Consider the following 13675-nt stretch of genomic DNA (forward strand, 5'->3'; position numbering starts at 1 on the left):
GCGTGTCTCGGGTCGGGGTCAGGGAAGGATTTCCTTGGCGACGATGCGGGCATCGATGGCGCCAACCTGCGACAGCTCCATCTGGTATTCGTAGCGGTCGGGCCGGTACAGGCCGTGCAGCAGCTGCACCGGCCGGTCGTGGCTGTCGTAGACCAGGCGGCGCACCGACAGCAGGGCCGTGCCCACGGCCACCTGCAGCTCCGCGGCCACCTGGGCATCGGCCTGGCGGGCCGACACCGTCTGGCGCGCCCGGCCCAGCTCGATGCCGGACTCCTCCAGCAACTGCAGGATGGGTTTGTGCGCCAGCTCGCGCCGCCCGAAGCCCTGGACCAGGGCCTCGGGCACGTAGGTGGTGATGTGCGAGACCGGACCGGCGCTGGCGCTGCGTCGGCGCACCGCCTTGCGCAGCGGCGCGCCCTCGGGAATCTGCAGCGCCGCGGCGATCTCGGCCGAGGCGTGAATGAGCCGCCAGTCCAGCACCTTGACCGAGGTGCTGCGGCTGACGCTGACGATGTTTTCCAGCAGGCCGCTCAGGCGGGTGGTGGTGTGGGCGGCGTCGGCGCTGGCGGTGGGCTTGATGCCCTGTTCGGCGCGGGTGGTGGGGCGGGTGCCTCGGCCAGCCTCGCGCACGATCAGGCCCTCCTCCACCAGCTGTTCCAGCGCGCGCCGCACGGTCACGCGGCCGACGCCGAACTGGCGCGTCAGTTCCAGCTCGCCGGGCAGGCCATGGACGAAGCGGCCCTCCTGCAGTTGTTCGCGCAGCACCAGGTAGATCTGGTGGTATTTGGTCAGGGGCAATGAAGCCGGCATGGTGGTTTCCCTGGGTCTCAATGGAGCGTGGTGCCGGACAGGTCCTGGCAGGTGACAGGGAACAGATTCTGCAGGGGCGCGTCGGCCATCACGTGGTAGAGCACAAAACGGAAACTGTCGTGCGCGTCGACCTCGCTGGGGGTGAAGGCGAAGGCGAGGTTGCCGGCCGTGGTCAGCCGGCCCGGGTAGCCGTGGTGCAGCAGGTTCTGCTTGAACACCGCCGCCGCGGTGCGGGCCAGGCCGGCGTCGGGCGCGATGAATTCGATCACCAGGCCGGCCTCGTGGCTGCCGCGCAGGGCCGGTGGCAGCGGACGCACGGCGCCCTGGCCGTACACATGCGGCAGCACCTGCCAGCCGCCGGGCAGCAGGGCACGCACCTTGTGGGTCACGGCATCGAGCACCTCTGGCAGGCGGGCGATCAGGGTCGGGTCGGCCACGCCGGCGATCAGCAGCGCACGCGCGCCGACGCGGGCCGCGCCCTCGATCTTGAGCGTGGGCCGCGCGCGTGGCGTGAAGCGGGCGCCACTGACGCGGGTGCGGTGTTCGTCCAGCGCTTCGTAGCGGGCCTCGCGCAGGTCCAGCGTGCCGTCGGGCTCTTCGACCTCGAAGGGGTCGGCCTGCTCGTACAGCGCATGGGCCGCCACCGAGGCCGGCGTCGCATGGCAGTCGGGGTTCATGCTCTCCAGCGTGAAGCCGTCCCGGTCCAGCGTGGCCAGCATGGCGTCGCGTCCGCCGGGGCGGCAGCACAAGGAGGTGCATTCGATGATCTTGGCCATGTGCAGGGCCAGGCCAGCGGGGTAGCCCAGCCGCTGCGGGAAGGCGGCGAAGATGGCGGTGTCGCAGGCGCGCCCGACCAGCAGCACGTCGGGGTCGGTGTCCAGCGCGTGGACCAGCGTCTCGGTGCCACACTGGCCCACGATGTGGGTGCAGCCGCGCAGCGCGGCCTCGTCCGGCGGGGGCATGGGGCCGATGGGTTGCAGCCGGCCGTCGCGCAGGGCCTGCAGCACGGTGTCGGCCGGCACGTCGCTGGCGATGGTGGTCAGCCGCAGCGGGCGGCCCAGTTCCCGGGCGACCTCGCGCACCAGCGCGGCCGTGGCCTCCAGGTGGGGGCGGGCGCCCGCCGTGCCCGCGCTGCCGATGACCAGGGGCACACCGGCGCCCAGGGCGGCCTCCAGCACCAGCCGCAGGTCGCGCCGGACCATGTCCGGCGGGGCCGCCATCTGGCCCGAGCCCAGGTAGTAGGGGCCGGGGTCGATGGAGCCCATGTCGGCGCCGATCACGTGGGGCTGGCGGGCCATGCCCCGCGCGAAGGCCTCGGCCGGGATGCCGTAGCCGAGCTGGCCTGACGCGGCCAGCACCCGCAGGGGCTCGCCGCCCGCGCGGTGGTTTTGCAGCAGACGCTGGGTGGCGTGCATCACAAGCGCACCCCCAGCAGCGGGCCGTGCTGCTGTGCGCCGTAGACATCGCCATCGCCCGGGCTGCCGGCACAGACGCGCCGCGGCAGCGTGAACTTCATGGCCTGCAGGCTGGGCAGATCGAAGCGCCGCACCTCGCCATCGCCCAGACCGTACAGGCGTGCCACGGCATCGGCCCGCAGCGCCTCGCTGGCGATGGCCTGGGCAAAGTCGGCCGGGCCGCGGAAGAACAGGTCGATGGTGAGCAGGGTCGGTCCCGCGTTCTTGCTGCGGATGACCGTGACCAGGTCGGTGAGGTGCGTGTTCATGTCAGCGTGCGGTGAAGCCGCCGTCGGCGCAGACCAGCTGGCCGGTGATGAAGGACGACCGCGACGACAGCAGGAAGGCCACCAGCTCGGCGATCTCCTGCGGCAGTCCCAGGCGCCCCATGGGGATGCCGGACAACAGGGTCGCGAGCGCGGCCGGGTCGGCCTTGGCCGCGGCCACCATGGGGGTGTCCACCGGGCCCGGGCCCACCGCGTTGATGCGCAGGCCTTCGGCCGCCCATTCGAGCGCCAGCGAGCGCACCATGCCGTTGAGCCCGGCCTTGGAGGCGGCGTAGGCGGCCCCGCGCGCGTGTCCCACGTGGCCGATCTGGCTGCTGACCACCACCACGCTGGCGTTGGCCGCCCGGGCCGCGCGCATGTGGGCGATGGCCGCGCGGGTCAGGACGAAGGTGGCGCTGAGGTTGAGCTCCAGCGTCTGCCGCCACTCGTCCAGCGTGGTCTCGTCCGAGCCCTTCTTGTGGAAGATGCCCGCGCAGCAGGCCAGGCCATCCAGCCCGCCCATGGCCGCGGCGGCGTGGGCGGGCAGGGCGGCGGTGCCGGCGTCATCCATCAGGTCCTGCACCAGCACGGCCACGCCTGGCACGGCCTGCGCCATGGCGTCGCGCTGCGCGTCGTTCTGCACCACCGCCACCACCTGGGCGCCATGGGCACGTGCGGCGACCACGCAGGCCAGGCCGATGCCCGAGCCCGCGCCCGTCACCAGCACATGGCGGCCTTGCAGTTCGGGGGTGGTTGGCGATGTGATCATGGCAGCGCCTTTGAACGATGGGATGTCGGCATGCCCAGGTCACCTCCGGGGGGCACCGCAGATCCGGCTTTGCCGGTCGGCTGGTGCCGCCCCCTTGAGGGGGTGACGCGAAGCGGCGCGGGGGTGTGCCATCACAGACCAAGGTAGTTCTTGCGCAGGTCGGGGTCGCGCAGCAGGTCGGCCGCCGGGCCCTGCATGGCCACGTGGCCGTTCTCGATGATGTAGGCGCGGTGGGCGATGGCCAGCGTCTGCACCGCGTTCTGCTCCATCAGCAGGATGGACTGGCCTTCGCGGTTGATCTTCTGGATCAGCGCGAACATCTCCTCCACCAGCAGCGGCGACAGGCCCAGCGAAGGCTCGTCCATGATCAGCAGCTCGGGCTCGGACATCAGGCCCCGGCCGATGGCCAGCATCTGCTGTTCGCCACCCGACAGCGTGCCGGCGAGCTGGCTGAAGCGTTCCTTCAGGCGCGGGAAGATGCCCACCACGCGTTCGATGTTCTGGCGGCGCCGCGCGGTGCCACGCACCAGGCTGCCCAGCTCCAGGTTTTCCAGCACGTTGAGGTTGGGGAAGATGCGCCGGCCCTCGGGCACGTGGATCACGCCGCGCTTGACGATGTCGGTCGAGCTGTGGCCGACCAGCTCGTCGCCCTTGAAGCGGATGGAGCCGGAGAAGGGCCGGTACAGGGCCGAGATGTTGTTGTTCAGCGTCGACTTGCCGACGCCGTTGCTGCCCAGCACGGCCACGATCTCGCCCTGGCCGACATCGAGGTCGATGCCGCGCAGGATTTCGACCTTGCCATAACCGGCGCGCAGGCCACGGATCTCAAGCATGGGGGGCCTCCTCGGCGTGGCCCTGGGCCATCTTTTCGGCGGCGCCGCGGCCCAGGTAGGCCTCGATCACCGCGGGGTTGCTGACCACCTCGCGTGGCGCGCCTTCGGCAATGACCTTGCCGTAGGACAACACGTAGATGTGTTCGGACAGGCTCATCACCGCCTGCATCACGTGTTCGATCAGCAGCACGGTCACGCCGCTGGCGCGGATCTTCTGGATGATGGCGATGATCTCCACGATTTCCGATGGGTTCAGGCCCGCCATCACCTCGTCGAGCAGCAGCAGCTTGGGGCCGGTGGCCAGGGTGCGTGCCAGCTCCAGGCGCTTGCGGCCGGCCACGGTGAGGTCGGCCGCCGGCTGCTCGAGCAGGGCGCCCATGCCCACCTGCTCGCCCACGCGCCGCGCGTGTTCCCAGGCCGCGTCGCGGTCGGGGAACTTCTGGTAGGCGCCCACGGCGATGTTCTCGTGCACGCTGAGCTTGGCGAAAGGCTGGGTGATCTGGAAGGTGCGCACCATCCCCAGGCGCGCGATCTGGTGCACCGGCAGGCCGGTGATGTCGCGGCCCATCAGCGTGACCTGCCCGGCGTTGGGCTGGTGGAAGCCGGCGATGCAGGCGAACAGCGTGGTCTTGCCGGCGCCGTTGGGGCCGATCAGGGCCACGATGCGGCCTTCGGGCACCTCCAGCGAGGCGTTGTCGACGGCGCGCAGGCCGCCGAAGATCTTGGTCAGTCCCTGAACCTTGAGCATCACGCGCCCCCTTGTGTCTTGCCTGCCTGTGTGCGCGCGAACACGCGCTTGAACAGGTCGATCAGCCCGTTGGGCAGGAAGGCGATGATGATCACCAGCAGGGTGCCGTAGAGCACCAGCGACAGGCCCTGCACGTCGGTCAGCGCGCGCGTCACGTCGCTCACGCCGGCCAGCAGCACGGCGCCGATCAGCGGGCCATAGACGGTGCCGGCGCCGCCGATCATGCTGACCAGCAGCATCTCCACCGACTTGTCGACGCCGAAGACGATGGTCGGGTCGATGTAGAGGAAGTACTGCGCGAAGAAGGCGCCGCCGACGCCACACAGCGCACCTGAGAGCATCAGCACCTTGACCTTCTCATTGAAGACGTTGATGCCCAGGGCGCGCGCCGCGTCCTCGTTCTCGCGGATGGCCGCGAGCTGGGCGCCGAAGCGCGAGCGCTTGAGCCAGACCGCCACCGCCACCGACAGCACGGTGAGCGCGAGGATCACGAAGTAGAAGCCGATCCGTTCGGAGAACTGGAAGTTGGCCGCGCTGGGCTTGGCCGGGATCAGCATGCCCAGGCCGCCGCCGGTGATCTCGACCGAGTTGGCGACGATGCGCAGCACCTCGGCGAAGGCCAGGGTGATGAGGGCGAAGTAGGAGCCCTTGAGTCCGGCGCGGAAGGACAGGAAGGCGATCACGAAACCCACCACGCCGCCGGCGATGGCGCTGGCCGGCAGGCCCCACCAGGGGTTGAAGCCGAAACGCATCTGCAGGATGGTGGAGGCATAGGCGCCAGCGCCGAAGAAGACCACGTGGCCGAAGGACAGCTGGCCGGCGAAGCCGCCCGCGATGTTCCAGGACTGTCCGATGAAGGCATAGAACAGGGCCAACACGCCGAAGTTGACGGCAAAGGAGGTGGAGAAGACAAACGGGAACACCACGGCGATGGCCAGCAGGCCACCGTGCAGCGCCCAGGCCTGCCCTCGGCTGAGCGCGTTCATTGCTTGGCTCCAAACAGGCCCGAGGGCCGGAACAAGAGGATCAGGATGAAGATCAGCGAGATGCCGATCTGGCCCAGGCTCTCGCCCAGGAAGAGGCCGCCGAAGGATTCGGTCAGGCCCACGATCAGGCCGCCCACGACGGCGCCCAGGAAGCTGCCCATGCCACCGAGCACCACGACGGTGAAGGCCACCATCACGAACACGTGGCCGGTGGTCGGCGAGACGTAGAAGATGGGCATCAGCAGGCAGGCGGCCGCGCCCAGCGTGGCCAGGCCGATGCCGTAGGAGATGGCGAACACGCGGTCGACGTCGATGCCCACCAGGCGCGCGCCCACGCGCTCCTTGGCGACGGCGCGGATGGCCTTGCCGATGTCGGTGCGCTGGATCACCAGGCCCAGCACCGCGCACAGGGCCATGGCGGCGGCGAACGAGATCAGCTTGGGCAGGGACACCAGGTGGGGGCCCAGCTCGACCATGCTGTCCGAGTAGGACACCGAGATGGTGCGCGTGTCGCCCTTGAAGAACATCAGCGCCAGGTTCTCGATCAGGATGGACAGGCCCAGCGTGATCAGCAGGATGTTTTCATCCTTGCCGTGCGCGAGCCGGCCGATCAGCCCTTTGTAGAGCAGGAAACCCAGCAGGTACATCGCCGGCACCATGACCAGAAGCGACAGGTAGGGGTCCAGCCCGAACTTGGTCAGCAGGTAGTAGACGCCGAACATGGCCAGCATGAGCAGGCTGCCGTGGGCGAAGTTGATGATGTGCAGCACGCCATAGATCAGCGTGAGGCCTGAGGCGACGAGGGTGTAGATGCCCCCGATCAGCAGGCCGTTGAGGGTGGCTGCGCCAATGATGCTTGGATCCAAGATCGTGCTCCCTTGTGATGAGTGAATGGCCGGCGCACCGTTCCGCCACAACGCATGAAGCGTTGCCAACGGGGAGCACCGCCGGGCCGGCTTTGCCGGACGGCTGGTGCTGCCCCCTTTCAGGGGGTGACGCCGCAGGCGGCGCGGGGGTTAGCTGAATTTCGGGCGCGGGAAGACCGCCTTCGTGGCGGCGAACTCGTTGGGGAAGACGACTTCGATGTCGGTCTTGGAGGCCTGCAGCAGCACGGCGCGCCCGCCGGTGTTCTGGCCGTTGACGAACTGGGTCGCGCCGTAGGGCATGAAGTGGTCGGACCAGGTGCTCTTTTCCAGCGCGGCAATCACGGCGTCCTTCTCGGCCGACTTGGCGCGCTCGATGCCGTCCACGTAGCACTTGACCGCGTTGTAGCCGCAGTAGACCTCGAAGGTGAACAGGCCGCCCTTGGCCTCGACCGCCTTGCGCATTTCCAGCGCCTTGGGGTTGCGCGGGTTGTACCAGTGGTTGAAGTCCATCATGTACTGCGCCACGTCCGGCTGCTCCTTGATCAGGCGGTAGTTGAAGCCGCCCCCGAGCACCGAGAACATGCCGGCCACGTCCACCTTCTGCTGGTACATGGTGCGCGCCAGCAGCACGTACTCGTTCTGGTAGTTGCTCACGATCACGAGGTCGGGTTTGAGCGACTTGATGCGCAGCACCAGGTTGGAGAAGTCGCGTGTCGGCGTGGCGTGCTTGAGCACTTCCTTGACCTCCAGGCCGATGCCGGCGAGCTTGCCGGCCAGCAGCTTGGCGGTGCTGGTGCCGAACTCCGAGTCCTCGTGCACGATGACCGCGCTCTTGGCGATGCCGCCTGCGCCCTTGTTGATCTCGGCCAGGCCGGCGAAGGCGTCGTCCACGCACTTGGCGTTGCCAGGGGCGAGGCGGAACACGTTCTTGAGGCCGCGGCTGACGATGGCATCGGACACGCCGACGTCGATCATGAAGGGCGTGTTGTACTTGGCCGCGGCCTGGGTGGCCGGCAGCGCGATGGCGCTGGAGAAGCAGCCCACGTAGGCCGACACACCTTCGCCATGCAGGCGCTCGACCTCGGACACCCCCACCTCGGGGCGGCTCTGCGAGTCGCCCAGCGCGGCCTCCAGCTTGGCTCCGCCCAGCGCCTTGATGCCACCCGCCGCGTTGATCTCGTCGATGGCCATCTGGCAGCCCATGCGGCCCTGGCCGCCGCTGTAGGCGAGGGCGCCGCTGACCGGATGGATGAGGCCGACCTTGACCGGCTTGGGCTGCGCGAGCAGCAGGCCCGGCGCACCCAAAACGGTGCTGGCCGCACCAGCCTGGAGAATCAATCGACGAGACAGACGGGCGTTGGAAGTCATGGCGTGTCCTCGGGGAAAGTGGGGTTGGATTTAATTGTTCCAAACATAGAACAATTGGTCTAGACTATGAATCGTTGTTCACCGTGTGTCAATAGCCCCGCGAAAAAAAGCAGCCCACGCCGCGTTCTCCATGGACCATCCGCTGTATGCGTATTCGGCCTTGCCGACGCGCCCCACCGCCATCCCTGGCGCCCGGGCGGGCGTGTCGGCGTTTGTGGTCCTGTGCCTGGAGCACTGGGTGGCCGAGCCCGAAACCGGCAGCCTGCGCGACCCGCGCTTCGTCGGCGAGTTCGGCAGCTTCTCGCCCGACTACCGCAGCTGGACACAGCGCGAGTACGGCCTGCGCATCGGTGTCTACCGCGTCGTCGATGCGCTGCGCGAAGCCGGCCTGCGGCCGGCGGTGGCGGCCAATGCCCAGGTGCTGGAGCGCCTGCCCCGGCTCGTGCGGACCTTCAACGACTGGGGGTGTGAGTGGGTGGGCCATGGGCTGGCGGCCTCCAGCCTCATGCACGCGCGCATGCCGCTGGCCGAACAGCGCGCCCACATCGATGCCGCGCTGCAGACATTGCACACCCACACCGGCCATCGGCCCCACGGCTGGCTGAGCCAGGACTGGGGCAGCAGCCCCGACACCTACGCCCTGCTGGCCGAGGCCGGCCTGCGCTACACCCTGGACTGGAGCAACGACGACCAGCCCTATGCGATGTCGACCCGGCCGGCACTGACGGCGGTGCCGCTGTCGGCCGAATGGGACGACGTGCAGTGCCAGTGGCTGCGCCACCTGCCGCCGCGTGAACATGCGCGGCTGGCGCTGGCCGCGCTGGACCGCCTGCGCGCCGAGTGCGCGCAGCACCGGCGCCACGCGGTGTTCGGGCTGGCCCTGCACCCCTGGGTCTGTGGCATGTCCAGCCGCATCGGCGCGCTGCGCCAACTGCTGCTGGACCTGCGCGCCCGCGCCGACGTTCGCTGGACCACACCCGGCGACCTCGCCGACACCCCTTCCACCCTCCGCCCTGATTCCCCCTGACGCCCATGGACTACCTCGACACCTTTGCGGCCTTTGCCGCCGACCTGCGATTCGACGCCCTGCCTCCCGCCGTGCGTGCCCACACCGGCTGGGTGCTGGCCGACACCCTGGCCGCCATCGTGGCAGGGTCGGCGGAACCCGAGCTGCGCGCCTGGGCCCAGCGTCAGCCCACCGGTGGCGGTGCAACCCTGGTGGGCCTGGGGCGCGACACCCAGCCCATGGCCGCGGCCCTGGTCAACGGTGCGGCCGGCACCTTCCTGGAGATGGACGAGGGCAACCGCTTCTCGCGCGGCCACCCGGCCATCCACGTGCTGCCGGCGGTGCTGGCCCTGTGCGAGAGCGGCGGTGTGGCCGATGCCCACACCTTCCTGTCGGCGCTGGTGGCGGGTTACGAGGTCGGCTCGCGCCTGGGCGCCGCGTCCCAGCTGCGCGGCGCCATGCACCCCCACGGCACCTGGGGCACGGTGGGCGCGGCGGCGGCCAGCGCCCGCGTCGGCGGCATGGACGCGGGGGCGATGCGCGAGACGCTCAACATCGGTGCGTCCATGAGCATCGCCACCTCCAAGAAGACCATGCTGGAGGGGGGCCTGGTGCGCAATGTCTACGCCGGCCTGAGCAACCACAACGGTCTGCTGGCCGCGCAGCTGGCCCAATGTGGCTTCACCGGCGAGCGCGACGGCCTGGCCTCGCTGTTTGGCCAGATCGTGTCCAAGCGTTTCGACACCGCAGCGCTGATGCTGGACCTGGGCACGGACTGGCACCTGAGCCACAACTACTTCAAGCTGCATTCCTGCTGCCGCTACAACCACGGCACGCTGGACGCCATCGACGCGATGGCCGCACGCGGACCCTTGCCGGCGCCGCAGGACATTGCCCGTGTGTCGGTCCGCAGCTACCACCTCGCGGCCGAGTTGAAGGACCCGGCGCCGCGCAACACCCTGGCGGCGAAGTTCTCGGTGCCCTTCGCCGTGGCCACCCGGCTGGTCAACGGCAGCAGCGCCATGGACAGCTTCACCTGGAACGCGGTGCGCGACCCGCGCGTGCTGGCGCTGGCACAGAAGGTCGAGATCGCCGAAGACCCCGCCATGAGCGCGCGCCTGCCCCACGAGCGGCCGGCCCGGGTCGTGATCACCGACCACGCGGGCCGCCAGTGGGTGGGCGAGGCCGGCGTCAACCGGGGCGACGACGCCGCGCCCTACAGCCACGGCGAACTCAGGGCCAAGTTCATGGACCTCACCGGCCGCGTCTGGCCGTTGGCGCATGGCGAGGCCGTGCTGGCACAGACCCTGGCGCTGTGCGCCGGCGAGGTCGGGCTGCAGCAGTGGCTGGCGCTGCTGCGGTGCCCCCCTGTCTAAATGTTCTATTGACAGAACAAATGGACCGATGCAGTATTTGACCGTCCGCACCGGTGCCCATCTGTCCCGAATTTCCTGAAAGCGACCACGCATGCAAACCTCCGACAAGACCGCCCGCCAGCTCTATGCCGAGATCAAGGCCAACCCCACGCGCAAGCGGTTTGGCTTTGGCCGGGTGCCGGCGTTGATCAACGTGGACCCGCAGAAGGCCTACACCTGCGTGGGCGAATTCGCCACCGCCTACGAGACCGATCCGCGCCAGATGGAGTACATCAACACGCTGGCGGCCGAGTTCCGCGCGCGGGGTTTTCCAGTCGTCTGGACCTACGTCGCCTACATGGAATCGGGCGAGGACTGTGGTGTATGGGGCACGCGCAGCAACACGCCCGACTCGTTGCAGAACATCAAGGTCGGCAGCCGCCGCTCGGAGTTCGATGACCGCCTGGTGATCGACCGCGAGCGCGACATCATCATCAACAAGCGCATGGCCTCGGCCTTCTTCGAAACCAACCTCGGCTCCATCTTCAGCTTCCACGGCGTCGACACGGTGGTGGTGACCGGCGGCTCCACCTCGGGATGCGTGCGCGCCACGGTGGTCGACAGCCTGCAGCGCAGCTTCCGCACCATCGTGCCCGAGGAGTGTGTGGCCGACAAACACGAGAGCCCGCACTTCGCCAACCTCTACGACATGGCGCTCAAGTACGCCGACGTCTTGTCCATCGAGGAAACCCTGGCCCAGCTCAAACAGGTGCCAGCCCGCACCATCCCCCCGGGAGGTGTGCGTTGAAAAGCGATCCCGGCTTCTACGACCACCTGCCCTACGACCAGCGCCCCGTGATCCGCTGGCCCAATGGCGCGCGCGTGGCCTTCTGGGTCGCGCCCAACGTCGAGTTCTACGAACTCAATCCGCCGCGCAACCCGGCGCGTGCGCCCTGGGCGCGGCCGGCGCCCGACGTGCTCAACTACAGCTACCGCGACTACGGCAACCGCGTCGGCTTCTGGCGCATGCTGGAGGTGATGAAGCGCTGCAACATGCGCGGCAGCGTGTCGCTCAACGTGGCCATGTGCGAACACCACCCCGAGGTGATCGCCGCCTGCGCCGAGAACGGCTGGGAGTTCTACTCCCACGGCACCTACAACACGCGCTACCTGATGGGTATGGACGAGGCGCAGGAGCGCGCCGTGATCCAGGACTCCATCGACACCATCAAGAAACACACCGGCCAGAAGCTCGATGGCTGGCTGGCACCCGCGCTGACCTACACCGACCGCACCATGGACCTGGTGGCCGAGATGGGCCTGACCTACGTGTGTGACCTGTTCCACGACGACCAGCCCGGGCCGGTGAAGGTCAAGCGGGGCAAGCTCACCAGCATCCCCTACTCGCTGGAGATGAACGACACCATCGTCTACAACGTCAACCTGGTGTCGCCGCGCCGCTACGGCGACATCCTCAAGCGCCAGTTCGACCGCCTGTACGCCGAGGGTGAGCATTCGGGCACCGTGATGTGCATCCCGCTGCATCCCTTCCTGATCGGCCAGCCGTACCGCCTGGCCGCGTTCGAGGAGGCGCTGGCCTACATCACCGGCCACGACAAGGTCTGGCTGGCCACGGGCCGCGAGATCGCGGCCCACTTCAACGAGCACTACCACGACGCCTTTGCGGCCGCGGCCCAACCGATCGGGGAGGTGGCGGCATGAGCTTGCCCAAGGACTACCTGGAGTACCCGCTGCGCCGCTATGGCATGGACCACGAGCGCTACGACTGGTCCATGCTGCCGCAACGCGCGGGCGTGGCCTGGCCGGGTGGCGCGCGCATCGCGCTGTGGGTGGTGCCGGCGCTGGAGTGGTTCCCGCTGGACATGAAGGGCCAGCCCTTCAAGCCGCCGGGCGCCATGCAGACGGCCTACCCCGACTTCCGCCACTACACGCTGCGCGACTACGGCAACCGCGTCGGCATCTACCGCATCATGCAGGCGCTGGAGCGCCACGGCATACGCGCCACGGCGGCGGTCAACGCGGCGGTGGCCGTGCGTTACCCGCACCTGATCCAGGCCTGCCGCAAGCGGGGCTGGGAGATCGTGGCCAAGGGCCTGGACATGGACCACCTGCACCACGGCGGCCTGAGCGTCGACGAGGAACGCGCCTGGATCGCTCAGGCGCTGGGCATCCTGAACGATGCCACGGGCCAGAAGGTGCGCGGCTGGCTGTCGCCCGCCAAGTCCGAGTCCTTCCAGACCCTGGACCTGCTGGCCGAGGCCGGTCTGGACTACGTGTGCGACTGGGTCAACGACGACATGCCTTACGCGCTGCGCACCAGCCACGGGCCACTGCACGCGATGCCGCACCCGATCGACATCGACGACCACACCATCCTGGTCCAGAACCACCACACCGAGGACGACTTCCGCGACGCGCTGATCGACCAGTTCGACCTGCTGTACCGCGAGGCGACGCCCGACAATGGTCGGGTGATGGCGATCGCGCTGCACCCCTGGGTGATCGGCCAGCCCTACCGCATCGGCGCGCTCGAGCAAGCCCTGGCCCACATCATGTCGCACACCGGCGTTTGGACGGCCACGGGCAGCGAGATCCTCGACGCCTGGAAAAGCGGGGGGGCCTGAACATGCCGGTCATCGACATCACCCTGCTGCCCGGCTACGGCAGCGAGACCGAGACCCGGCTGGTGCAGCGCGTGGCCCTGGCCACGCGCTCGGTGATCGCCGCGCCCGCCGCCGGCACCACGGTCTACGTCAAACATGCCAGCACCTACCAGCGCGACAACCGCGTCATGACCCAGGGCGGCGGCCCCCTGCCCGAGGCCTCGGGCCTGGTGCGCGCGTTCCTGGGCCTGATGCAGGACCGCGACCTGGCGGGTGCGGCGCGCTTTCTGGCGCCCGGATTCGAGATGTATTTCCCGGGCGCCGCGCCCATGCAGCGCCTGGAGCAGCTGGTCGAATGGGGCCGTGGGCGCTACCAGCGTGTGGGCAAGACCTACGCCCGCTTCGACGAGAGCTGGGGCGACGGCGTCACGGTGGTGTACTGCTCGGGCACGCTGGACGGCGTCTGGCTCGACGGCTCGGCCTTTGAAGGCATACGCTTCATCGACCGCTTCGAGATCGCCGAAGGCCTGATCCGGCGCCAGGACGTCTGGAACGACCTGGCCGAGAGCATGCCTGGCCGCTGAGCCACC

General features: G+C 69.0%; 15 protein-coding genes. 6 read left to right on the plus strand and 9 right to left on the minus strand.

Going from position 1 to position 13675, the window contains the following annotated elements:
• Positions 1 to 18 precede the first annotated feature (18 nt).
• The 9 genes from AAHB17_RS15720 to AAHB17_RS15760 all read right to left on the minus strand — a co-directional run bounded on the left by AAHB17_RS15720 (position 19) and on the right by AAHB17_RS15760 (position 8100).
• Positions 19 to 810: a GntR family transcriptional regulator gene (locus tag AAHB17_RS15720; RefSeq protein WP_342131579.1), complete on the minus strand. Its 792-nt coding sequence runs from the start codon at positions 808 to 810 to the stop codon at positions 19 to 21.
• 17 nt (positions 811 to 827) lie between these two features.
• Positions 828 to 2225, minus strand: a complete 1398-nt coding sequence (locus AAHB17_RS15725) for an acyclic terpene utilization AtuA family protein (RefSeq protein WP_342131580.1) — start codon at positions 2223 to 2225, stop codon at positions 828 to 830.
• A complete protein-coding gene (locus tag AAHB17_RS15730) occupies positions 2225 to 2533 on the minus strand; it encodes a DUF4387 domain-containing protein (protein WP_342131581.1) in 309 nt (102 codons plus the stop codon). Before AAHB17_RS15730 ends, AAHB17_RS15725 begins: the two co-directional genes overlap by 1 nt.
• A gap of 1 nt (position 2534) precedes the next feature.
• Positions 2535 to 3299 (minus strand): SDR family NAD(P)-dependent oxidoreductase, encoded by a 765-nt coding sequence (locus AAHB17_RS15735; RefSeq protein ID WP_342131582.1) that lies wholly within the window; start codon positions 3297 to 3299, stop codon positions 2535 to 2537.
• Between the two features lie 131 nt (positions 3300 to 3430).
• Positions 3431 to 4132 (minus strand): ABC transporter ATP-binding protein, encoded by a 702-nt coding sequence (locus AAHB17_RS15740; RefSeq protein ID WP_342131583.1) that lies wholly within the window; start codon positions 4130 to 4132, stop codon positions 3431 to 3433.
• The gene (locus tag AAHB17_RS15745) at positions 4125 to 4880 is read right to left on the minus strand and encodes an ABC transporter ATP-binding protein (protein WP_342131584.1); all 756 of its coding nucleotides are present in this window, start codon (positions 4878 to 4880) and stop codon (positions 4125 to 4127) included. The genes AAHB17_RS15740 and AAHB17_RS15745 overlap by 8 nt, the downstream gene beginning before the upstream one ends.
• Positions 4880 to 5866 carry a branched-chain amino acid ABC transporter permease gene (locus AAHB17_RS15750; protein WP_342131585.1) on the minus strand — a complete coding sequence of 329 codons (987 nt, stop codon included), beginning with the start codon at positions 5864 to 5866 and terminating at the stop codon, positions 4880 to 4882. Before AAHB17_RS15750 ends, AAHB17_RS15745 begins: the two co-directional genes overlap by 1 nt.
• Positions 5863 to 6735 carry a branched-chain amino acid ABC transporter permease gene (locus AAHB17_RS15755; protein WP_342131622.1) on the minus strand — a complete coding sequence of 291 codons (873 nt, stop codon included), beginning with the start codon at positions 6733 to 6735 and terminating at the stop codon, positions 5863 to 5865. Before AAHB17_RS15755 ends, AAHB17_RS15750 begins: the two co-directional genes overlap by 4 nt.
• A 147-nt stretch (positions 6736 to 6882) precedes the next feature.
• Complete coding sequence (locus tag AAHB17_RS15760) at positions 6883 to 8100, minus strand: ABC transporter substrate-binding protein (protein WP_342131586.1); 1218 nt, start codon at positions 8098 to 8100, stop codon at positions 6883 to 6885.
• Positions 8101 to 8230: 130 nt separating this feature from the next.
• On the opposite strand from AAHB17_RS15760, the gene AAHB17_RS15765 reads away from it, so the two are divergent.
• The 6 genes from AAHB17_RS15765 (at position 8231) to AAHB17_RS15790 (ending at position 13669) form a co-directional block, all read left to right on the plus strand.
• Positions 8231 to 9127: a hypothetical protein gene (locus tag AAHB17_RS15765; protein WP_342131587.1), complete on the plus strand. Its 897-nt coding sequence runs from the start codon at positions 8231 to 8233 to the stop codon at positions 9125 to 9127.
• 5 nt (positions 9128 to 9132) lie between these two features.
• The gene (locus AAHB17_RS15770; protein WP_342131588.1) at positions 9133 to 10482 is read left to right on the plus strand and encodes an MmgE/PrpD family protein; all 1350 of its coding nucleotides are present in this window, start codon (positions 9133 to 9135) and stop codon (positions 10480 to 10482) included.
• Positions 10483 to 10573: 91 nt separating this feature from the next.
• The gene (locus tag AAHB17_RS15775; RefSeq protein ID WP_342131589.1) at positions 10574 to 11269 is read left to right on the plus strand and encodes an isochorismatase family protein; all 696 of its coding nucleotides are present in this window, start codon (positions 10574 to 10576) and stop codon (positions 11267 to 11269) included.
• Positions 11266 to 12183: a polysaccharide deacetylase family protein gene (locus AAHB17_RS15780; protein ID WP_342131590.1), complete on the plus strand. Its 918-nt coding sequence runs from the start codon at positions 11266 to 11268 to the stop codon at positions 12181 to 12183. Before AAHB17_RS15775 ends, AAHB17_RS15780 begins: the two co-directional genes overlap by 4 nt.
• Entirely contained in the window at positions 12180 to 13106 is a 927-nt protein-coding gene (locus tag AAHB17_RS15785) for a polysaccharide deacetylase family protein (protein ID WP_342131591.1), read from the plus strand. The genes AAHB17_RS15780 and AAHB17_RS15785 overlap by 4 nt, the downstream gene beginning before the upstream one ends.
• A 2-nt stretch (positions 13107 to 13108) precedes the next feature.
• Positions 13109 to 13669, plus strand: coding sequence for a nuclear transport factor 2 family protein (locus AAHB17_RS15790; protein ID WP_342131592.1), 561 nt, complete (start codon positions 13109 to 13111; stop codon positions 13667 to 13669).
• Positions 13670 to 13675: the final 6 nt, after the last annotated feature.

Source organism: Hydrogenophaga sp. OTU3427 (genome assembly GCF_038440225.1).
In the GTDB taxonomy this organism is placed as follows: domain Bacteria; phylum Pseudomonadota; class Gammaproteobacteria; order Burkholderiales; family Burkholderiaceae_C; genus Hydrogenophaga.

Excerpts from the sequence above, each read along its gene's own strand:
- AAHB17_RS15770 (WP_342131588.1), top strand. The coding sequence starts at position 9,133 with ATGGACTACCTCGACACCTTTGCGGCCTTTGCCGCCGACCTGCGATTC.
- AAHB17_RS15720 (WP_342131579.1), bottom strand. The coding sequence starts at position 810 with ATGCCGGCTTCATTGCCCCTGACCAAATACCACCAGATCTACCTGGTG.
- AAHB17_RS15750 (WP_342131585.1), bottom strand. The coding sequence starts at position 5,866 with ATGAACGCGCTCAGCCGAGGGCAGGCCTGGGCGCTGCACGGTGGCCTG.
- AAHB17_RS15735 (WP_342131582.1), bottom strand. The coding sequence starts at position 3,299 with ATGATCACATCGCCAACCACCCCCGAACTGCAAGGCCGCCATGTGCTG.
- AAHB17_RS15740 (WP_342131583.1), bottom strand. The coding sequence starts at position 4,132 with ATGCTTGAGATCCGTGGCCTGCGCGCCGGTTATGGCAAGGTCGAAATC.
- AAHB17_RS15790 (WP_342131592.1), top strand. The coding sequence starts at position 13,109 with ATGCCGGTCATCGACATCACCCTGCTGCCCGGCTACGGCAGCGAGACC.
- AAHB17_RS15725 (WP_342131580.1), bottom strand. The coding sequence starts at position 2,225 with ATGCACGCCACCCAGCGTCTGCTGCAAAACCACCGCGCGGGCGGCGAG.
- AAHB17_RS15760 (WP_342131586.1), bottom strand. The coding sequence starts at position 8,100 with ATGACTTCCAACGCCCGTCTGTCTCGTCGATTGATTCTCCAGGCTGGT.
- AAHB17_RS15730 (WP_342131581.1), bottom strand. The coding sequence starts at position 2,533 with ATGAACACGCACCTCACCGACCTGGTCACGGTCATCCGCAGCAAGAAC.
- AAHB17_RS15765 (WP_342131587.1), top strand. The coding sequence starts at position 8,231 with ATGGACCATCCGCTGTATGCGTATTCGGCCTTGCCGACGCGCCCCACC.
- AAHB17_RS15745 (WP_342131584.1), bottom strand. The coding sequence starts at position 4,880 with ATGCTCAAGGTTCAGGGACTGACCAAGATCTTCGGCGGCCTGCGCGCC.
- AAHB17_RS15775 (WP_342131589.1), top strand. The coding sequence starts at position 10,574 with ATGCAAACCTCCGACAAGACCGCCCGCCAGCTCTATGCCGAGATCAAG.
- AAHB17_RS15785 (WP_342131591.1), top strand. The coding sequence starts at position 12,180 with ATGAGCTTGCCCAAGGACTACCTGGAGTACCCGCTGCGCCGCTATGGC.